Below are 22,643 nucleotides of genomic sequence, written 5' to 3' on the forward strand. Positions count from 1 at the left end.
TATTGCTTAGAAACCTTTCACTTCAAAGCTAATTAATAGTTAATAATGAATAATTTCTGTATTTACACGTAAACAAGAGAGCCTCTCGGCTCCCTTGTTATATTTGGTATATAAGCGTTAGAACGCTATTCTCACTTATTACGAATCAAATAATTTCTTTATTTAATTTCTTAAATAAGAATGTTGTGAATTAATTATTGTATTAAAGATTATGTTCATTTTTTCCACCAAGCTGTTTCTTCTCGGTGTTCTTCTAAAAAACCACATCGTTGCAAAATTCGTTGTGAGGCGAAACCATCCAAATCGGTTTCAGCAATCACATGAGACACTTTTTCCTGCTTCATAGCCCAGTTGCACATTGCTTTTACCGCTTCTGTCATATAACCATTGTGTTCAAATTCTTTTCCTAATCCGTATCCTATTTCAACCTCACCATTTTTGTTAGGAACGTCCTTAAAATCTGCCGAACCAACAACGATTCTATCTTTCTTGCGAATTAAGAACCAAAAACTGTGCCAAAGGTAATTTGATTTATCCTTTTCGGTAATTTCAAGTTGACCCTTTACGATTTCAAGGAAAAATCCCTCCATTGGTTCAGCTTTATAAGTGCAATGAAGTTCTTTTTCAAGTGCATAAATATCTTCAACCCATAGTTTTAGTTGGTATGAAGTAAGCGGAATCAATTCCAATCGTTCGGTTTCTATTGTCATTTTTTGCACCTCCGCAAAATATAAATAATCTTTATGTCTTAATATCTAACGATTATGTCTTAATACATTATATCTTTTTACTACTCATTTCAAATATAATACGTCTTTAATACCGGATTGATTATATCACATTTTTCTATATTTATACAAATTATTCTATATAACTACACACAATAAGAAAAATTAATAAATTAAACAAAACTCTTGGCCGTTTACTTGAGTTAAAGATAACTAATCACGTAGTTTATCATAAAGAAGTAAAAGGTATTAACCTTGATATAATCTATAATTAAGTCAGTAAAATAACCGTCTTATTTTTTTATATTATTTTAAATTCGGTAACCCATGTTACGGACTTAATTCAATGATTTTAGTAATATGTAGCTATAGAAACGAGAAAATACAATATAAATAAATGATATTTTAAGAATTGGAAGGAGAATTGTCAAATGATGTTTTGTTATCAATGTCAAGAAGCAGCCAAAGGAACAGGTTGTACTATTCAAGGAGTATGTGGTAAAAAACCTGAAGTAGCACATTTACAAGATTTAATGATATATACACTAAAAGGCATTTCAATTGTGAATATAAAAGCAAAAGAAGCAGGATTAAGTTTTAGAAAAGCAAACAGAATCTTGATGGATGGATTGTTTATGACAATTACCAATGCAAACTTTGATAAAGATAAATTTATTGAAAAAATAAAAGAAGCACTTGTTGTAAGAGAAGAAATTAAATCAGCATTAATAAATAAGGGGATATCCTTAGAAGGATTACATGATGCTGCATCTTGGAATGCTGAAACTAATGCAGCTATTGAAGCAAAAGCTGACGGCGTTAATGTAGGAGTTTTAGCAACTGAAAATGAAGATGTTCGTTCATTAAGAGAACTTATTACTTATGGAATTAAAGGTATGGCTGCATATGCAGAACATGCATATAATCTTGGATATGAAAATACAGAAGTATTTAATTTTATTGAAAAAGCTTTGGCAGCTACTTTAGATGATAGTTTAGATGCTGATAAATTGATAGCTCTTACATTAGAAACTGGTAAATATGGTGTAGATGTTATGGCACTACTTGATAAAGCCAATACAGAATCTTATGGTAATCCTGAAATCACAGAAGTTAATATAGGAGTTAGAAATAATCCTGCAATACTAGTTTCAGGTCATGATTTAAAAGATTTAGAAGAATTACTTGAACAAACAAAAGGAACTGGAGTAGATGTATATACACACGGTGAAATGCTTCCTGCTCATTACTATCCTGCATTTAAGAAATATGATAACTTTGTAGGTAATTATGGTAATGCATGGTGGAAACAAAATGAGGAATTTGAAAAGTTCAATGGAGTAATATTATTTACAACAAATTGTATTACACCTCCAAAAGAATCATATTCAGATAGAGTATATACAACAGGGGCATCTGGTTACCCAGGATTTAAACATATTCCAGATAGAATAAATCAACAACCTAAAGATTTTTCAGAGTTAATAGAACATGCAAAGAAATTATCATCACCAACAGAAATTGAAACTGGTAAAATCATAGGTGGATTTGCTCATGAACAAGTATTTGCACTAGCAGATAAAGTTATAGAAGCTGTTAAAAGTGGAGCAATTAAAAAATTCTTTGTAATGGCTGGTTGTGATGGAAGAATGAAGAGTAGGGATTACTACGCTGAATTTGCACAAAAACTTCCAAAAGACACTGTAATATTAACAGCAGGATGTGCAAAATACAAATATAATAAATTAGACCTTGGAGACATTGGTGGAATTCCAAGAGTTTTAGATGCAGGGCAATGTAATGATTCATATTCACTAGCTTTAATAGCATTAAAACTTAAAGAAATATTTAAGTTAAATGATATAAATGAATTGCCAATAGCATATAACATTGCATGGTATGAACAAAAGGCAGTTATAGTACTTCTTGCTTTACTTCACTTAGGAGTAAAAAATATTCACTTAGGACCAACTCTACCTGCATTCTTATCACCAAATGTAGCTAAAGTTTTAGTTGAAAACTTTGGTATTGGTGGAATCACAAATGTAGATGATGATTTAAAAATGTTCTTAGGATAAATTTTATTCTTTTAGGCAAAGTGGTCTTATGTTTGATGGGATTGTAGGACCAGATACCTGGGAGAAAATAATAAATTAGATTAAATAAAAAATCAGTAGTTTGAGATACAACTACTGATTTTTTTCGTTTCAAATTTTATATGTAATTTCAAAATATAGAATTTATAGTACTTGGGAGAATAATTCATTAAAAATTAGATTCCTCATAGGTATTCTAAAAACGATTGACGCGATTATTACACAGGCTAAATGAATAGTGCGTTTCAATTCCTCATAGGTATTCTAAAAACAATTTATCAGATTGTATAGGAAAGGTAGCTTATATAAGTTTCAATTCCTCATAGGTATTCTAAAAACGTGATAATATGTTAAAAGATATGTTAAAAGAAATGAGTTTCAATTCCTCATAGGTATTCTAAAAACAGTAATAAATATGAATATATAGATTCAAATATATCCTAGTTTCAATTCCTCATAGGTATTCTAAAAACGCTAAAGAGTTCATAGGCTACGAATATGAAATGAAGTTTCAATTCCTCATAGGTATTCTAAAAACTCTAAAAAGAATACCGCAAGAAGAATAATATATTAGTTTCAATTCCTCATAGGTATTCTAAAAACCCTTATGGTATCACATCAGCTATTTAAGTTAGAATAAGTTTCAATTCCTCATAGGTATTCTAAAAACCAGTAGAACAAAACGAAGGTAGACAGATTGAAGCATGTTTCAATTCCTCATAGGTATTCTAAAAACATGCATCATTACATTACAAAGTATGAAGAGAATGGGAGTTTCAATTCCTCATAGGTATTCTAAAAACAGAAATATTCTATTTAAAAGAGACAATAAAAGATTTTGGTTTCAATTCCTCATAGGTATTCTAAAAACTAAAGGAGGAATGAGTAAATGGATTGGAGAGACATTAGTTTCAATTCCTCATAGGTATTCTAAAAACTGAACATATCTATTTTGGGAATAAATATAAAAAAAAGTTTCAATTCCTCATAGGTATTCTAAAAACTGTTTTGTAGCTGATGAAGTTGGAGCTTTTACAACTAAGTTTCAATTCCTCATAGGTATTCTAAAAACACTAATTTATATAGGTATCCTAAAAAGAAAAAGCCAGAGTTTCAATTCCTCATAGGTATTCTAAAAACAAAAGCTCTTGTAAGTTTGTTGCTTTCCAACAATTGTAGTTTCAATTCCTCATAGGTATTCTAAAAACGTCAATCCCTGCTCTACTCTCTGCATCAATATTACATAGTTTCAATTCCTCATAGGTATTCTAAAAACCCAAACAAACACGCCAAACTGCTAACACCCGTTAGCGTTTCAATTCCTCATAGGTATTCTAAAAACGATATTAACTTTTGCATTTTTATTTCTCTTTTCTTTGTTTCAATTCCTCATAGGTATTCTAAAAACTGGTTCATGGGAATGTGATTTTACAATAGAAAGTGTTAGTTTCAATTCCTCATAGGTATTCTAAAAACGTTTTACATTTACAAGTGATTATTCAGATACAATCACAGGTTTCAATTCCTCATAGGTATTCTAAAAACATTGCCAAACTAAAGAATAAGTCTTACATATAAGATGTTTCAATTCCTCATAGGTATTCTAAAAACATTTTTTAATTTCTTTTTTACATTCTTCAATTCTGTGTTTCAATTCCTCATAGGTATTCTAAAAACACTATACACAACATATTTTTGTAATATTTAATAATGTTTCAATTCCTCATAGGTATTCTAAAAACAGTTCAAGATTGAAACCTTCCTTATTGTAAATTTCTTGTTTCAATTCCTCATAGGTATTCTAAAAACAGTATTAAATACTATATAATAAATATAAAAATAGAGGTTTCAATTCCTCATAGGTATTCTAAAAACCCTAAAAGTTAAAGTTGCAAATTGTTTTAACCTTTGTTTCAATTCCTCATAGGTATTCTAAAAACATGGCAGGACAATTATTCACATGGATAGAGGAAATTATAGTTTCAATTCCTCATAGGTATTCTAAAAACTAATTTTGGATTTGTAACCACTGCGTTATTTATTGATGGTTTCAATTCCTCATAGGTATTCTAAAAACGAAGAAGAAAATAAAATGTTGAAGGGGGAAAATAGGTTTCAATTCCTCATAGGTATTCTAAAAACAAAAAGGCTATGCATTAATACAAAGTTACAATTTAAGTTTCAATTCCTCATAGGTATTCTAAAAACATATAATATGTTTTTAATTCTCTCTTAGTAGTTTCAGTTTCAATTCCTCATAGGTATTCTAAAAACACAAGTGTATATTTTATTTTTAATGAAAAAATATAGTTTCAATTCCTCATAGGTATTCTAAAAACATGAGAATGTAAACGACTATTTTTATGCAAAAAATGGTTTCAATTCCTCATAGGTATTCTAAAAACTGATTTAGAGGACGCAGGAACTACAGGTATATGTTCGTTTCAATTCCTCATAGGTATTCTAAAAACACATACTTCTACAATTTACACATATGAATATAAAAATTGTTTCAATTCCTCATAGGTATTCTAAAAACAATTTATATCTTTATTTAGCTCACTTAATTTTGTCGGGTTTCAATTCCTCATAGGTATTCTAAAAACTTAGCATTTGTTCGATTATCCCCTCTAAATCAGAATTGTTTCAATTCCTCATAGGTATTCTAAAAACCCGTCCAAGGGGCATTATATCATACTTTGTAAAAATGTTCAATTGTTAACAAAATGTAAACAAAATATAAGAATGTAAGATTTATGCGGGTTAGCAGATTCGTCGATCCCCGGGGGTTTTTACGCTATTGTGGGTCGACGAAAATCGGAGTTATATTATAAGTAGTTTTAATCATTAGTTATGATATTAAATTTTTAGTCAAAATCTCGTAAAATCAAAATATGACTTTCTTTAAATTTTTATCTAAAATCAAATTAAAAATTTCTGTTATTATATAGTCTTTTTATAATTTTCATTATTTTCATATTATTAATACTCAACTTTTAAAATAAAAAACTACTGCTTAGCGAAGGAAAATGATATATTGCGTAAGAAACCTTTGAACAAAGTTTACAAGTTCTTAGCTTTACGAATTTAAAAAAGTTATTTTTTAATTACTGATTCCTACGGAATATTAATTAAAAAATCTTTTTTCAATATGAGTAAAGCTTAGAACTTGTTACTGAAGTGAAAGGTTTCTAAGCAATATATCATTTCCCGTAGCAGCTGTTTTTCACCTGAGAAAGTTGAGATTAATATTAATGAACTATTTAGCTAACTCCAAGCATCCAAACCCTTGAGAGTTTTTAGATCCTATACCAGCTTTATATGCTAAATTTAAAAGTTCTGTTGAACCTTTTAGTATAAATTCTCCGTTCCATGCCTTTATAACTATCCCCTTATAAACAATAACACTTTCTTTAGGTTTTCTCCTTTTTGAAATTTCTATTGAAAAATCAGTGTCCTCTGGTTCCTTTCCATGAAATGCAATATATTTATTGATTAAATTTTTTCTAATCATTTCAGAAAATTCTTTTTCATAAGGACTATAATAATAAGTTTTATTTTTTTCATCAATCTTAAAAGTACTATATACTGTTATTGGAGATTTTGTATATACTTTAAGTTCATTGTCCTTAACATTGAAAAATGAAGCCTCTATATTATTTATTTCAATATCTTTTCCTAATATTTTCAGTGAATCCCTGTGAATATTATTATTTACTACTAACTTAAAAAATTTTTCATCATAACTAGATATCAAAAGACTTACTCTATCAAAAAACATTATTTTGTTTATATCTTTTAATATTTTAAATTTACCTTGAAGTCTTGAAAATGTATAAAGTTTGTAATTTCTTTTCTTAAAACCATATCCTTCATCATGTAAAAAAGTTTGATACTCCTCATTTCCTAACATCTTTAAAATTAATGCTTGTAATATATGATTATATTGAATAGGCAGCTGTATTGGTTCTTGTAAATTTAGATCAATCTTTACTCTCATAGCACTCTCCTTCGTCAATTTATTGTAAATCATAATATATATTTCTACATTTTTATATGTTTTCCTTTTGTAAGATAATTCAAAATTTTTCTTTTTTTATTTGATAAATTGAATTTTTAGATGTAAATAGAAAAATGATTATAAAAGATATGATGTTAAAACTATTATATAAATGAACCAAGATGTGATTTGTAGAATAACTGTAATTACCTGTATACTTACATTATTCAGCATTAGATAAAACTCCAGTAACTATTACAGTCACTGGAGTTTCTTATTGAACGTTTTTATATAATTTTTATATAAATAGTTGTAATTACCTATTCCTCATAGGTATTCTAAAAACAAACAAGCTATAAGAATTGTTAAAGAGAAAAGGGGTAGTTTCAATTCCTTATAGGTATTCTAAAAACTTTAACTCTCTTACTGTCTTGTTCATCTTACCTGCGTTTCAATTCCTCATAGGTAATCTAAAAACGCCAATCTAAATTAAAAGCAAAACTGCATTTTCCAAGTTTCAATTCCTCATAGGTAATCTAAAAACGCTGACATATTCTTTTGAATATAATAGTTTCAGTTTGAGTTTCAATTCCTCATAGGTAATCTAAAAACTGTTGAAAAACATCACTTATAATAGTGATGGCGAAAGTTTCAATTCCTCATAGGTAATCTAAAAACTCATCACCTTTTGTTTTTGAAAGAGATGTTATTTTCTTGTTTCAATTCCTCATAGGTAATCTAAAAACTTTTATAGTGTTCTTTTATTTTTTTATATAATTTTTGTTTCAATTCCTCATAGGTAATCTAAAAACCATTGTGTATGCACTTATTGTACATCAATATATTTAGTTTCAATTCCTCATAGGTAATCTAAAAACCGTTTCATGTTGCGGGTTGCCTTTTGAAGATATTCTTTGTTTCAATTCCTCATAGGTAATCTAAAAACTTTATAAAAATCTTGAACACCTGCTCTAGTATTACGTTTCAATTCCTCATAGGTAATCTAAAAACTCTAAAGTTCTACCTCTTTATTATTCTCAGGTAATAGTTTCAATTCCTCATAGGTAATCTAAAAACGGTATTGTATCACGTTTGAAATTATGTTTATTATTTTGTGTTTCAATTCCTCATAGGTAATCTAAAAACTAAGGTAATACTGATGAACCCTTTCTAATCTGTTCCGTTTCAATTCCTCATAGGTAATCTAAAAACCATCTATCTCAGATTTTTTAAAGATATGATACTCTAGTTTCAATTCCTCATAGGTAATCTAAAAACGTGGTAATCCCATAATATACCTCCTTGTATAATGTAGTCATAACATTCAATAGAAAACTATCTATTATTCTAACGAACATTACGACAAATCTTTTTATTATTATTCTAATTATTTCTGCCCGATAGGGCGTTCATTTTACATCTAAACTAAGTTTTCTATTAAAGTCAAATTGAAACCTATACAGTTAAATATTTTGGTATAATATCTCCTGAATAGAGGATAGATGTACACCTCCTGGGAGTGACTCTGTCGAGTCATTTATACCCGTGAATTAGCGTATCATTCCATCAGTGAGAACTCTATGTTTAGCTGGTTGGGTTTCCTTTTGGGAATTACCCGTGTCACAAACAAGGTTATAGAATTACTGATAGAAATGGAATATCTATTCTATCTCAAAAATAAAGGAGATAATACACATGAGTAAATTTTTATATAAACCAACAGTTGGAATTGATGTATCAGCAGATTTTTCAGTAGTAGCTATTCTGGCACCTAACGGTGAAATTTACAGAAAGCCTTTTAAGATTAAACATAATAGAGATGGTTTTGATTACCTAGTAGATCAAATAAAAAAAGCGGAAGAAGAGTTTAACATGAAAACTGGCATTTTCATGGAATCTACTGGTGTTTATCACCTTACTCTTTTCCACTTTCTTAAAGATAAGTTCGAAACATTTATCTTTAATCCACTCATTACTAATAGTAACAAAAATAGTGGAATAAGAAAAGTGAAAAATGATAAAAGTGATGCAATATCCATCGCTAAAATAGGTAAATTTCAATCTGTTAAATGTTCTTCTGCATTCGATGTTGAAATTTATACCTTAAAATCTCTCTGCAGAGACTACTATAAATTAACAGATACTAAATCTACTTATAAGAAAAAATTATCTACTGACTTAAGAGTTATTTTTCCTGGATACAATTCCGTATTTTCAAATATTACGTGTAAAACTTCTTTAGCTATACTTAAGCAATTTACTAGTCCACAAGCCATTCTTGATGCAGATAGAGAGATTTTGATAGAAATCATTTCTAGCAATTCAAGAAAAGGACTAAACTATAGTGAAAATCTTTATAAAAAACTGATTCTTATTTCCCAAGAAGCACTCTATATTGGGATAAAGTCGTCTAGCTTATTTGTAAAAATCACTAATACAATTTCATTGATAGAAACCTTAGAAACTCAACTTGAATGTTTGCTGAAGGAAATACATTCACTTATAAAAAGCCGTAGGCTTCCAGAGACATTTATTAAAAACATCCAATTAATATACTCAATACCTGGTATTGGTGAATTAACAGCAATAACTATAATGAGTGAAATTGGTGACATCAACGGTTTTCTTAAGCCTAAGCATTTAATTGCATATTTTGGTATCGATCCTTCTGTTAATCAATCAGGCAAATTCAACAGTGATAGAAATAAAATGTCTAAGCGTGGTACCAGAATCGGACGCCGAGCCTTATATGCTATCGCATTAGCATCCGTGAGAACTAACAAAAATGGTAAACCTAACAATGAAGTTTTGCTTAAATACTACAAAGAAAATCTTAAAGGTAAAAAGAAAAAAGTGGCTTTAGGTGCTGTTATGAACAAACTAATCAAGTACATATTCTCGGTTCTTAAAAACCAGAAACCTTTTGAGATTAGAGATCCTAAGATACACGAGAAAATGTATCTTCAAAATCAATGTAAAACAGTAGCCTAATCGGCTTTAAACCCAAATAATAAATTAGAGAGCTATTGTTCGTATTTTTACAATAGCTAGCTTTGCTATACCCTAATTTAAAAATAAATTTTTTTAAAAAAACTATTGACTATTACTAGCTGGTCTTCTTTATATTTGTTTCAATTCCTCATAGGTAATCTAAAAACGCGCAGAATATTTCGGAATAACAATGTCTTTATTAGGTTTCAATTCCTCATAGGTAATCTAAAAACAGCAATTAATCATTTTGTCCCCTAAAGCATACTTCTTGTTTCAATTCCTCATAGGTAATCTAAAAACCAATATAGTTTTTTGCAACAACACAGCTACAAAGGGTTTCAATTCCTCATAGGTAATCTAAAAACACTATAATCACATTTTAAAAAAAATTCAAACAAATTTGGTTTCAATTCCTCATAGGTAATCTAAAAACGAATTAGAACAATTTAATCAGCAAGTCATGGATAATAAGTTTCAATTCCTCATAGGTAATCTAAAAACTATCTCTTACAATGTCGCTTATTGCTTCATTGTTTTGTTTCAATTCCTCATAGGTAATCTAAAAACATAAAACAATTAGAATATTAAATATACGAAACGTATCAAAGTTTCAATTCCTCATAGGTAATCTAAAAACTTATAGATTTAAGTTTAGCTGGTTTATCCATACCTTGTTTCAATTCCTCATAGGTAATCTAAAAACCTATATTGTTAGAGGACATTTTCATTTGCAGTAAATCCTTATTTTTAGTCAAGAATATCAGCAGTAATAAATATAAAGAAAAAAAAGCACAAGAGGTATTGAATACTTCCTGTGCTTTTTGTCTAGGATTTAAGTACGACCAAAAACCCTAAGAACATCATACTAAAATTGAATATAGATTTCAATAACTTTTTGAAAGATTATGAAAAAAAGTATCTTAAAGGGATTTGTTTAAGGTCAATCCGCAAGGAATTAAATATACCAAAGTCAGATAAACTCAAGAAAAATGGAACTTTTGAACGTGGAATATATTATACTGTAGAAAATGATTTAAAGTATTCAAGAATTAAAATACAGACTTTATTATGGCAGCACGCCTCCGGCGAAAAAGAATACATAAGCATATTTCCATCATTTGTTGTAAAGTATAATAAAGTTTCTACAGATTTAATTGAGTATATCAGTACCAATGTAAGAAAGGGTGAGAGTGTTTTTGATTACATAGAAGATTTTGGTCATTTATTAGAGTGTGAAGATATTTTAATTAGATCATGTGAAAGAATAAATAGAACTGCAGCGGATAAAAAATTTACAGCATTACTTAATGCAAAATATACAGAAACATTTAATAGCACTATAACCACTGTTAATTTTGTTGATTATAAAAAAATAAAGCTAAGGTTCAAAGAAACATTTATTCTGCTAAAAACAGCATTAATTTGTTCAGATGCTATGATTTTAAAAGGCGGTAGCCTATCTTACCTCAATGAGTTTTTCAAATTTTTAAGATAATTTGTAAATCTATAATATTGTTAATTTTAAGGACAAGTTCTCATAAAAATCTATGATTTTTTTATTTTCTACTTTATTTTACTATAAAAACAAGATATTTAGACAACCTACAACATGCTTGAATAAATCTAATTCTTCAATTCTTATATTTTCAGTTCTATATTTTACCGCTAGGTATAAAACAGCAAGAAAATTTTATTTTTATACTCACCTTATTTTTTATACAATTAGTTCATAAAAGAAATGAGGTGATTTTAATGTTTGAAGGAAGTATCAAGACAAAAGATGCTATCGCATTTTTTAGGTACTCAGTTATTCTCCCGTTACTTGAAGCAAAACCAGAAACTATAAGAAAAACAGCCTATCAGCTAGCGCATAAAACCTTTCATGATCCTGTAAATAGGCGGGTTATTACTATTGGAGAAAGAACAATATATACTTACTATGCCAATTATAGAAAATATGGTTTTGAAGGATTAAAACCTAAGATAAAATCTAATAAGGGGAAACATCCCTCTATACCTGAAGAAATTATAAAAGAAATATTAGCATTAAAAGAAGATCTTCCCTGTCGTTCTGCACAGAAAATCATTGTTATGCTTGAACTTGCTAATAAAGTTGATAAAGACTTTTTGAAAGTTAGAACTGTAAATAGAATTTTAAATTTTTATGGGTATACAAGAGAAAGCCTTTCTAAAGATACAAGGGTTTATGCGAAGCATGAAAAAAAGGCTGTAAATGTGATGTGGCAATCTGATATTATGGAAGCATTTTATATTTCAGATGCCAATGGCTTAAGTAAATTAGTATATCTTATAGGTTTTATCGACGATCACTCCCGTAGAATTTTACACTGTCAGTTTTATTATGATGCAACTTTAACCAGACTTGAAGATTGTTTAAAAAAAGCAGTCATAAAATTTGGAGCACCATCAAGTCTTTATGTGGATAATGGTAAAGTATATATTTCCGATAATTTCAAACTCATTTGTGCAAAGCTTGGTATCGTTCTAAAATATTCAACTCCGTATCATCCACAGGGGAAAGGGAAAATTGAAGTGTTTTGGAAGTATGTGCAAAGTTCATTTGTATCTGAAATTAAAGAGCATAAAGTAACAAATATAATGGAACTAAATGATATGTTTCAAGGATGGCTTAAAACGGAATATCATGATAAAATTCATTCTTCACTTGGAAAAACACCTATAAAAACTTGGGAATTTTCTATAGAAAATGGAACAAAATTAAGATTTTTCTCCCCAGTGCAACTTGATGAAATATTTCTACATTATGCAGAAAGAACTGTTAATAAATATGGAGTTATTTCCTTTGAAGGTAACACTTATGAGATTGATAATAAACTTGTAGGTAAGAAAATTGGTCTTAGATATAATCCATTTCACTTGGATTATGTACACGTATATTACCTCGATAAATATTTTGGAATAGCAAAAATTATTGATCTTAAAACACAGAAACATAAATCTGTAAGAAAATTAGAAGAAGATCCATGTGTAAATTCCGAAATATCAAAACAATACTTAAGTAACATAAAAAGTCATTATCAAAAATATCTTCAGGAACAGATAAATGTATCTTTATCCAAAGATTTAGTAATTTCAAAAGAAGAAAAGCCAGTAAAAGGCACTACTGATGAAATCATTTCAAGAGCACCTAAAGATAAGACATATGTTATAGATAAAAATGAATTTGTAACTATCGTTTCAAAATTACTTGATATAACTTCTGTTACTTTTGCTGAAAAAGGAAAGCTCTACGAGCTGTGGGACACTTTTAAAGAATTTAATCGTGAGATTTTAATATCTATCCTTACAGATATTAAAGAAAACACACCAGATTTCAAGAAAAATTTTATATACTATTTAGCACAATTAAAAATAATGTATTTATCAAAATTAAATTTAGAAAAACACAAACCGGAGGTTAAATGATATGAATACAAAAATTCAAACAGCAATACTAGAAATTTTTAAATTTAGCAAAATCCCATTTTTAAATAGATCAAAACAAAGTTTTCAGTATGAAAATTTTAATAATAACTCTGATGTTATTTCTACAGTATTTTATTCAAGACAAATTGCTGTAGTTACTGGTGCCTCCGGCACAGGAAAGAGTTCTCTGATTTTTTATTCTATAAATGAACTTGATCCTTCTGAATTTAGAGTAGTTGGTTCAGAACTGTCTAATCCAAATAAAAAAGCACTGTATAAAACATTAGCTCTTAAGCTAAGGTTAAAACCTGCATTTAATGCTGATGATATAAAAAATCAAATTATAACTTATTTTAATGAAGAAAATGCACAAGGAAAATTCAACTGCATTATTATTGATGAAGCACATACTCTTTCAATCCCAATGTTTGATGAAATACGAAGTTTTTATGATGAAGGCGGAAACTTTTCGTTAATTCTTTCTGGTTTACCGCCACTACTAAATCAACTTAATCTTTCAGTAAATCTGCCTTTAAAACAGAGAATATCTTTATTCTTAGAATGCTCTGGATTAAGTCTTGCACAAACTAAAGAATACATTGATTATCAACTTGATATGGCAAAGTGTGCAAATTCAATAATTGATGAGAAATGTTTCCCAATTATACATAGTCTTACTTCAGGAGTTCCAAGAAAAATAAATCAATTATGTTATGCAGCTATATTTGAAGCTTATAAACTTAAAAAATCTATAATTACTGAAGATATTCTAAAAATAGTGGAGGAAAAGTTAGCTTATGCAAAATAAAAAATATAATAAATTAAGTCAAACTAGGCCTTTGGCAGAAGATTATGAGCTTAATTTCTGATTTATAGTAAAGGATAGTGATGTATAAAAATGATTTTTCAATGTATAAATAAAAAAAGAAAAGAAAACTGGACTGGAAGAATAAGTTCTATAATTAATTATGGCAGTCATTTTGAAATAAAAATAGAAAGCCGCTCAGGCATATTAGTGTTAGTAGGTAAAACTTCTCAAGGAAACTTTGCCTGTATACCTGATTGGGGAGCTGGATGTCATTTAGCATGTTTAAGTGATGAGTTTTATAATACAGAAAAACTTTCCAATGTTATAGGAACTGTAGATGGTATTACTGTTGCTTCAGCTCTGGCTGCTATCGCAGATGAAATAGATTTAGCATAAATTTTCCAAAAATTTATGCCGCAGGCTGTTGATTATAAATAAAAACTGCCTGCGGCTTTAAAAGATATTTTGCTGCAAATTTTCTTGTCGCGGTTGCTGCAAATTGAGATGACTAATAACACTATATAACCATACCAAGCAACAACACGCCAAACTGCGTTTCAATTCCTCATAGGTAATCTAAAAACGCAGATTGCATTTGAATTAGGGTATTCAATAGAAACTATGTTTCAATTCCTCATAGGTAATCTAAAAACACTTTAATGTATTTGGATTTTATGGCGGATATAAAAGTTTCAATTCCTCATAGGTAATCTAAAAACCAAGTATTTCATATTATTTATACCTCCTTCAATATCTGACCTACGGACAGTGAAAAGGGAAAGTTAACCAATGGTTAAATTACCAATAAAAAAGTATAGAAAAAAACATAGCCAAGTCCTAAAATATAAGTTGAATCTGCAAAAACAAACTTATAAAAAAGGAGAATTTGACTATGTTAAACAATCAAGAATATATTACAACAGAATTAGAAAAAATACTATATGAAATATTACCCATAACAAGCAAACGGCTAAAAAATCTAGTAAATATAATCATAGGAATAATACTTTCTGAATCTGTAGTAATATCGAAGATATCAGAGAAATTAAATGATTCTTATACTGATGCAACCGAAGCTAGTAAAATAAAAAGAATAGAGCGATTTTTTACTTCAAAACCAATAAATCCAAATTATCTATATGGCTTTTTTATAGAAGAAATACTAAAAAAATATGTAAAAAGAAATGCTAATAACAAAATTGTTATTATGTTTGATCATACAACAATTGATGATAGATTTTTAATACTTAAATTTTCACTTAAAGTAGGTAAAAGAGCTATACCTTTGTGGTACAAAATATTTGAGTATGATGAAAAAGATAATAAAAATTTTAATCATGTAAAAGAAGGTATAGCGGAGCTTTATGAAATTTTATCTTCGTATAATTTTGATGTCATTTTACTCGGAGATAGAGGGTTTAAAAGCATAGACTTATTTGAATTTATACATGAGATTGGATGGAAATACTGTATAAGGTGCACAAAAGATTTGCTTGTAGAAATAAAAGATAAAGAAAAGATTAAATATTTAGAAGACATAAAGCCCTTAAAAAAAGAGTAAAGAAATTCCAATCTGTATTATTAACAGCTAAGAAATATAAATGTAATTTAGCAATTTGCAAAGATATAGATTCTAATGATACTTGGTATTTAGCAACTAATATGGATAGTAAATGTGCAGTTAGAGAATATAAAAAAAGATTTATTATAGAAGAAATGTTTAGAGATTTAAAATCTGCTGGTTTCAATATGGAAGATACTTGGACTAAAGATTTAATTTACTTTGAAAACTTATATTTATGCTTAAGTATAGCATATACTTGGATGATAATATTAGGAGCCGATTGCTCTAAAAATAAAAAGAGTAAGATAATAGGTGCAACTAAAAAAGTTAAAAATAAAGTTGTTAGGATTTATAGCTTATTTAGAAGTGGATTAAAATGGTTTAATAGATGCTATACTTCTGATAGAAATAAGTACAAACTTAAATTTGATTTTGTACTATATGATATATAATTTATGGTAAAATTTTAAAAACATTGAATTGCTGCAGGATATCTATACATTTACTGACTTCTAATATTTTCATATTCAACAAGTTTGAAGATTTCCAGTATATTTTTTTATATTATTCCATTTCAAATATAATAAAGTTCAAGTTAATTTATGAATAAAATCATGAATTTCTCATATTACTGTCCGTAGGTCAGCCTTCAATATATAGTTTCAATTCCTCATAGGTAATCTAAAAACTAGTCCTGGAGACGGATTAGGGAATACACCATTGCCTAGTTTCAATTCCTCATAGGTAATCTAAAAACTATCAAGACGTTTTAAAAAAGGCAATTCAAAATCAAGTTTCAATTCCTCATAGGTAATCTAAAAACCGTCTCTCTTAGTTTCTATTACCTTTATTAAGTTTTCGTTTCAATTCCTCATAGGTAATCTAAAAACGATTACAAAGGAAATGCACATGATTATAGAATGGAAAGTTTCAATTCCTCATAGGTAATCTAAAAACTCAAGAATTAAAAAAATTAAATATAGAATTTATAAAAGAGTTTCAATTCCTCATAGGTAATCTAAAAACATGGATATTTATGAGGGAGGTCAAAATGCAATAACGTTTCAATTCCTCATAGGTAATCTAAAAACTCTCATGAAGAAGGTTTAATATTATCTTGGTATTTCTGTTTCAATTCCTCATAGGTAATCTAAAAACCGTCCAAGGGGCATTATAGCACACTTTGTAAAAACACGCAATTGTTAACAAATTGTAAACAAAATATAGAAATGTAGGATTCATGCGGGTTAGCAGATTCGTCGATCCCCGGGGGTTTTTACGCTATTGGGGGTCGACGAAAAATAGATTGTTTTATAATATCATTTCTTATTTGTTTTTTTGTCAACTAAATTTAATTATAGATTTCTCAATTTTTTTAGCATATCCTTCTTGTATTAAAATGTTGCTAACATAAGAAGCAATAGCAGTTTTCGTTACATATTTTTGAAGCCAATGTCCTAAACTATGAATTGGAGCTTTATCCCTTGAAGTTCCAACATCAATTGTCATACCAGTATATTCTTTTAATAGTGCCTGATATTGTAACTTACTTATTTCTACAACACCACTTTCACCAAAGTATATCCTAGTTCCAATTTTAACAGAACCATCATATTTAAATGTACTTCCTCCCGCCCAAGTTGCTAGTTCAATTGGATTACTGATTATTAATATAAACTTATTATCTACTTGAGGAAATAGTAATAGTTTATATGGTTTTCTCTTTTCCCACTTACCTAATCCATTATCAATTAAATATTTTCCTATTTTTGCACTTCTTAATTCTGAGCATGTTGTCCAAAATGTATCATGAAGATGAATTTCTTTACTATTTTTAAAATCGCTAATACCAATCACAACACTATCCCATGCTTTATCAAAGAACTTCTGCCTATCTTTTTTAGAAATTTTCACTCCATAGCCTGCACCTGAAGTATTGTAATTACCATTATTCCATGTTGTTACTATCATAATATTACCTCCATTTTAAATTTAATAAATATAATAATAGCTATACATAAATATTATACAATTAATTACATAACTTATTAATAATGTAAAACAATATATTTCAAATTCACTTTAACATATTTGAAATATTTTATATGATAACTAGCATTTAAGTTTATACTATATTTTGGTAAATTATCATTACTTATAAAAAGCACAAAATATTCTTTAGAGAAATTATTGATATAGGGGGTGGTATTATTTTTAGATTTTTCCCAATCGTAATAAAAATTGAAACCTAGTTAAAGTATTGAAATGACTAGATTTAGAAGTGTTTTTGTGTTAAATTTTTTTAAAATAAAAATCGGTTGGTAAAATTTTTTGAAAACCTTGCAATATCAATGGGTTTATGATATTCTTTATTTTGAGAAATGGCTATTTTACTATGGTTGAACAATAACATGAGATGTATTTAAATGTAATTTCTTTAGTTTTTCCAAAATGGATTGGAGCACGTTGAACAATAACATGAGATGTATTTAAATACAAAAAGCTAAGCAATCCTCTGAACCAATAATAATGTTGAACAATAACATGAGATGTATTTAAATTTAATATTTTTTATTTTATCTAAAACATCATTTCCAGTTGAACAATAACATGAGATGTATTTAAATTTATATCCACATACTTTAACAGTACCATCATTTAAGTTGAACAGTAACATGAGATGTATAATAAAATAATAATTATGATAAAAAAACTACTTCATAAATTTTGAAGTAGTTTTTCTTGTTATATGCAAATTTTTTAACAAATTTTTTTATGTACAGTAATAAAATATAAAGAAATGTATGGTATAATATAGATAAATTTGAATAAAGAGGTATACATATGAGATTTATTGAATTAACTGTAACAGTAATGTTAAAAAAAGATATATATTTTGAAGACTGTGGATATATTATAGGGAAAAATATTAACAAGAGTATGCTTTTAGATCAAACTCTAAAAGAAGTTCATCAAAAAAAACAATATAAGAATTATGTTTTTAATAATTTTTATCCTATAGAAAAAGATAAATTTTATAAAAAAGATAGATTATATATTTTTAAAATTAGAGGATTAGATTATGATTTTATGAACAAAATAGATTCTTGTTTATATAAGTTGAAAAGTGATGATTTTAATGTTATTTCAATTTCTAAGAGAGAAATAAAGAAAAAATATATTAAAGAACTTTATACTCAAACTCCGTTAATAGTAACTATAGACAGTAAACCATGGCTACAAAATAATGGAGATTTGGATTTATTTAAACGTAGGTTAGAAGACAATTTAGAAAAAAAATATGAAAATTTCTTTAATGAAGATATAAATATAAGAAATAAATTTATAAAGAATATAGAGTTTAAAAATAGGAAACCTATGCATTTTAATTATAAAAGTATCAAATTGCTTGCAAATAAGGTGAGTATAGAAGTATTTGATAATGAAGAAGCTCAAAAGGCAACATTTTTGGCTAGAGCTACTGGTTTAGGTGAGAAAAATTCTGCTGTAGGAGCGGGATTTTGTAAGTAAGGATAAGTAATTGTATAAAAAACATGTTAAAATATATTTTTTGGTTTTTGTATTTAGGAGGGAAATATGTTATGGGGAAAAAATTTTTTAGTGTATTGGGAACAACAGAATATAAACCTTGTTTCTATAAATTTAAAACAACTTATGAAACAAGATATATTCAAGAAGCTTTAACTAAAGATATTTGTAATGCATGGAATAAAGAAGATGAAATTATAATTTTTTTGACCAAAGAAGCAAGAAAAAAACATTGGTATAATAAGGAAGTTAAAGAAAAAAGGCTTAGTGAAAGATTAAAACAAAATTGTCCTAACGTTAAAATTAAAGATGTAGATATACCCTCTGGTAAAAATGAAGATGAAATTTGGAGCATATTTGAAATAATTTTAAAAAATATTAATGAAGATGATGAAATAATTTTTGATATAACTCATAGTTTTAGGTCTATACCAATGTTAGTTTTAGTTGTGCTTAATTATGCAAAGGCATTAAAAAATATAAAGTTAGCTGGTATATATTATGGAGCTTATGATGCAAAAGTTAAAAAAAATGGACAAGAAGTAGCACCAGTTTTTGATCTAACTTCTTTTGATAATTTACTTGAATGGTCAGAAGCAGTAAATTCATTTTTAAAGTATGGAAATAGTAAAAAGATAAAAGAATTGTCAACTAGTGAAGAGTTAATAGCTAGGGTAAAAGAAGAAGATAAATCAGCTATAAAAATTAAAAATTTTGTGGAAAAATTGAATGATTTTACAAATGACATATATACATGCAGAGGCAAATTAGTACCAAATGGAAAATCTTCTTGTAAAAAATCTGTAGCTACAGCTTATAAAATGTTAAAAGAGAAACTTGATGATATTTCAAAAGAGAAACTCGATGATATTTCAAAAAAAGAAAATAACTTAATAAAACCTTTAGAGCCTTTATTTAGTAAAGTTGTTGATAGAATTTCTGAATTTTCTTCAGATAATAATTTAAAAACAGGAATGGCAGTAATAAAATGGAGTATTGATAATAATTTAATTCAGCAAGGCTATACTGCGTTAGATGAAACTATAAAAACATATTTATGTAAAAAATATAAATTGGATGATGCTGATTATAATAATAGAGAAAATATTATAAATTGTTCTTTAAATATAAAAAAAGAAAGCAAAAATGGTAAATATAAGGATAGGAGTAATAGCATTGAACAATTGATAATAGAAATAGCGGATAGTTGGAATATAGACTCAAAGTATAAAAATAAAGTTACACAAATAGCTAATAAAATAGATGATGAAATAGTTGATTTGTGTAATAAGATAAGAGAAAAAAGAAATGATATTAATCATTTCGGTTTTAGAGATAATCCAGCAGATTATAATACAATGAAAAATGAATTAATTAAATGTTACTCTATTTTTAAAAATTATGTTAAAAAAAATAGCTGTGAGTGTAAGGAGTAAGATGATAATGAAAGCTTTAGATTTGGAAAAATTTATTGAAGAAGATAAGAATAAAATAGAAAAAGTACCTCAAAAATCTTTAGTGTGGAATGATATAGTAACAGGTACAAAATATTTTTTAAAGATAGAAACTTATAATGCTATTATTTCAAATTTATATGAGAATATTAAAGATTTAACTTATGATGAAATGATTAGATTTTTAACTTATGATAATAAAATTTGTTTTATACCGTGGAAAGAATCAATAGCCACTAAAAAACCTTCTTTTATAGATGTTATAAAATTATATGTTTTATTTGCTTGTATTTTTGATGGTGCAGATAAAACTAAAAGAAAGAACATATATATAGATTTTATTTTGGGTAAATATAGTTTTAAAAAGGCTTATAAAATAGTAAGACTTATTGCAGGAAAAAATATATCAAAGGAAGATAGAAGTTTATTAGAAAAACTTGATATTATTTTGGTTAAAGGTGGAGCTTTTAAAGTTAAAAAATATTATCTTGAAAATAATAAATTAAAAGACATGAGAGGTGCAAGTACATTACTTACTTATGTAACTGAAAAAGAAATACCAGAAATAATAAATAAAGCTTTTATGAATGAGTCTTTGATTTATTCTGGTGGTGGTAATGTAATGTGTATTGTTCCAAATGAAAAAATAGCAACTAAATTATGTCTTGAATTTGAAAAAAAATTTGATAAATATACTTTAACTGTAGAAAATGCTTTTAGTTATTGTAAATGTAATCTCTATGATTTTATAAAAAATTATAGAGAAGAAATGAGAAAATTAGAATCTAAAATTGAGAATAGAAAGAAACTTAAAATTTATAATAATATTGTTTCTAAAAGTCAGTTAAATAATCAAAAAGAGGGTATAGATTTAAATAATGGTACTGTTTTAATAAAAGCTAATGAATTAAAAAATAAAAAAGAAATTTGTAGTTTATGTTCTATAAGAAAAGCTTCGTATAGTATTGATGAAGAAATAAAAAATGTTTGTGGATCATGTCTTCATAAACATATTGTAGGATCAAATGAAAAAATAATGTTTAATGATAAAATTAAAAAGTATATAAGAAAAAAATATGGTATAGAAGAAGAAAAAAGATATAATTTTACAACAATTGGTTCAATAAATGACATTGAACCTAAAACTAAAAAAATTGCAGTAATATATGGAGATGGAAATAATATTGGAGCAATAATACAAAATATTAATAGTATATTTGAAATGATGTATTTCAGTAGAAAAATTCAAAATGCTGCTAATGAAGCAGTATATGAGGCAATATTGAAAAATAATGATGATAAGAAAAATACATTTAAGTTTGAAATTATAGCAGTTGGTGGAGATGACATATTTTTTATTGTACCAGCATCTAAAGCATTAGGTATTGCAAAGGATTTGATAGAGGTTTTTAATAATCAATTTATTAATGAAACAAAGGATGAAAATGGTAACAAATATAATGCAACTATGTCTATTGGAATTGCTATAAGTAAATCTAATAATGATATTAGAAAATTAGTAGAAATTGCTCAGAAAGAATTAAAAAATGCTAAAGATAAGGAAAGAAAATTATTATTGAAAAATAAAAATAGTGGTAGTTTAAGCATAGCTTTTATTAAAGGATCAAATTATTTATCAAAAGAATTAGTAAAAAATCAAAATAAAAAAATTAAACAATCAATGTTACCAATGAGTAATAATACTTTCAAGGATATTTTAAAATTAGTTTCAAGATTAAAAAGCAAAGAGAATAAGGTGAATATTTCAAGAATATCAAGGATAGAAGAAGCATCTAAAAAAATGGATATATCTGAATTTATGTTATTTTATTTATATAATGATGCTAAAAAAGGAAAGGTTTTATCTAAAATTTTTGAAAAAATCAATATAGAATTATATAAATTTGATAAAGGTACATTTATAGAAAAAGAAAATGAAGAAAAACAAGTGTATTTTCCATGGAGTGATATATTAAATTTTTGGAAATATGTTTAAAAATATAGGG

The 22,643-nt window shown here is 27.1% G+C and carries 14 protein-coding genes and 4 CRISPR repeat arrays; of the genes, 11 read left to right on the plus strand and 3 right to left on the minus strand.

What is annotated here, in order from left to right; genetic code table 11:
• Positions 1-215: 215 nt before the first annotated feature.
• Positions 216-710: a GNAT family N-acetyltransferase gene (locus ACFIJ5_RS09505; protein ID WP_379806387.1), complete on the minus strand. Its 495-nt coding sequence runs from the start codon at positions 708-710 to the stop codon at positions 216-218.
• Positions 711-1,162: 452 nt separating this feature from the next.
• On the opposite strand from ACFIJ5_RS09505, the gene hcp reads away from it, so the two are divergent.
• Positions 1,163-2,806 (plus strand): hydroxylamine reductase, encoded by a 1,644-nt coding sequence (hcp, locus tag ACFIJ5_RS09510; protein WP_379809584.1) that lies wholly within the window; start codon positions 1,163-1,165, stop codon positions 2,804-2,806.
• A gap of 192 nt (positions 2,807-2,998) precedes the next feature.
• Positions 2,999-5,497: direct repeats of the CRISPR family, unit length 30 nt; unit sequence GTTTCAATTCCTCATAGGTATTCTAAAAAC.
• A gap of 586 nt (positions 5,498-6,083) precedes the next feature.
• Here the strand turns inward: hcp and cas6 (ACFIJ5_RS09515) are convergent.
• Positions 6,084-6,824, minus strand: coding sequence for a CRISPR-associated endoribonuclease Cas6 (gene cas6 / locus ACFIJ5_RS09515; protein ID WP_379806389.1), 741 nt, complete (start codon positions 6,822-6,824; stop codon positions 6,084-6,086).
• Between the two features lie 316 nt (positions 6,825-7,140).
• Positions 7,141-8,102: a CRISPR direct-repeat array (repeat unit 30 nt; unit sequence GTTTCAATTCCTCATAGGTAATCTAAAAAC).
• Positions 8,103-8,519: 417 nt separating this feature from the next.
• Between cas6 (ACFIJ5_RS09515) and ACFIJ5_RS09520 the strand changes: the two genes are divergently transcribed.
• The 7 genes from ACFIJ5_RS09520 (at position 8,520) to ACFIJ5_RS09550 (ending at position 16,086) form a co-directional block, all read left to right on the plus strand.
• Positions 8,520-9,815 carry an IS110 family RNA-guided transposase gene (locus tag ACFIJ5_RS09520; RefSeq protein WP_379806391.1) on the plus strand — a complete coding sequence of 432 codons (1,296 nt, stop codon included), beginning with the start codon at positions 8,520-8,522 and terminating at the stop codon, positions 9,813-9,815.
• A 137-nt stretch (positions 9,816-9,952) separates the two neighbouring features.
• Positions 9,953-10,518: a CRISPR direct-repeat array (repeat unit 30 nt; unit sequence GTTTCAATTCCTCATAGGTAATCTAAAAAC).
• Positions 10,519-10,710: 192 nt separating this feature from the next.
• On the plus strand, positions 10,711-11,310 hold the full coding sequence (locus ACFIJ5_RS09525; protein WP_379806393.1) for a hypothetical protein: 600 nt from the start codon (positions 10,711-10,713) through the stop codon (positions 11,308-11,310).
• A gap of 257 nt (positions 11,311-11,567) precedes the next feature.
• Complete coding sequence (locus tag ACFIJ5_RS09530; RefSeq protein WP_379806395.1) at positions 11,568-13,262, plus strand: DDE-type integrase/transposase/recombinase; 1,695 nt, start codon at positions 11,568-11,570, stop codon at positions 13,260-13,262.
• A 1-nt stretch (position 13,263) separates the two neighbouring features.
• Positions 13,264-14,070 carry an ExeA family protein gene (locus ACFIJ5_RS09535; protein ID WP_379806397.1) on the plus strand — a complete coding sequence of 269 codons (807 nt, stop codon included), beginning with the start codon at positions 13,264-13,266 and terminating at the stop codon, positions 14,068-14,070.
• Positions 14,071-14,160: 90 nt separating this feature from the next.
• Positions 14,161-14,466 (plus strand): hypothetical protein, encoded by a 306-nt coding sequence (locus ACFIJ5_RS09540; RefSeq protein WP_379806399.1) that lies wholly within the window; start codon positions 14,161-14,163, stop codon positions 14,464-14,466.
• A 496-nt stretch (positions 14,467-14,962) separates the two neighbouring features.
• On the plus strand, positions 14,963-15,631 hold the full coding sequence (locus ACFIJ5_RS09545; protein ID WP_379806401.1) for a hypothetical protein: 669 nt from the start codon (positions 14,963-14,965) through the stop codon (positions 15,629-15,631).
• 101 nt (positions 15,632-15,732) lie between these two features.
• Positions 15,733-16,086, plus strand: a complete 354-nt coding sequence (locus ACFIJ5_RS09550; RefSeq protein WP_379806403.1) for a hypothetical protein — start codon at positions 15,733-15,735, stop codon at positions 16,084-16,086.
• A 207-nt stretch (positions 16,087-16,293) separates the two neighbouring features.
• Positions 16,294-16,792: direct repeats of the CRISPR family, unit length 30 nt; unit sequence GTTTCAATTCCTCATAGGTAATCTAAAAAC.
• A 183-nt stretch (positions 16,793-16,975) separates the two neighbouring features.
• Here the strand turns inward: ACFIJ5_RS09550 and ACFIJ5_RS09555 are convergent.
• Positions 16,976-17,605: a hypothetical protein gene (locus ACFIJ5_RS09555; protein ID WP_379806405.1), complete on the minus strand. Its 630-nt coding sequence runs from the start codon at positions 17,603-17,605 to the stop codon at positions 16,976-16,978.
• Positions 17,606-18,478: 873 nt separating this feature from the next.
• Here ACFIJ5_RS09555 and cas6 (ACFIJ5_RS09560) point away from each other — a divergent pair.
• From cas6 (ACFIJ5_RS09560) to ACFIJ5_RS09570, 3 genes are all read left to right on the plus strand, one after another.
• On the plus strand, positions 18,479-19,165 hold the full coding sequence (gene cas6 / locus ACFIJ5_RS09560) for a CRISPR-associated endoribonuclease Cas6 (RefSeq protein ID WP_379806407.1): 687 nt from the start codon (positions 18,479-18,481) through the stop codon (positions 19,163-19,165).
• A 71-nt stretch (positions 19,166-19,236) separates the two neighbouring features.
• Positions 19,237-20,619, plus strand: coding sequence for a TIGR02221 family CRISPR-associated protein (gene csx2, locus ACFIJ5_RS09565; protein ID WP_379806409.1), 1,383 nt, complete (start codon positions 19,237-19,239; stop codon positions 20,617-20,619).
• A 7-nt stretch (positions 20,620-20,626) separates the two neighbouring features.
• The gene (locus tag ACFIJ5_RS09570) at positions 20,627-22,633 is read left to right on the plus strand and encodes a Cas10/Cmr2 second palm domain-containing protein (protein WP_379806411.1); all 2,007 of its coding nucleotides are present in this window, start codon (positions 20,627-20,629) and stop codon (positions 22,631-22,633) included.
• The last annotated feature ends 10 nt before the right edge of the window (positions 22,634-22,643 follow it).

This window comes from Haloimpatiens myeolchijeotgali, assembly GCF_042688525.2.
Taxonomy (GTDB): Bacteria; Bacillota; Clostridia; order Clostridiales; family Clostridiaceae; genus Haloimpatiens.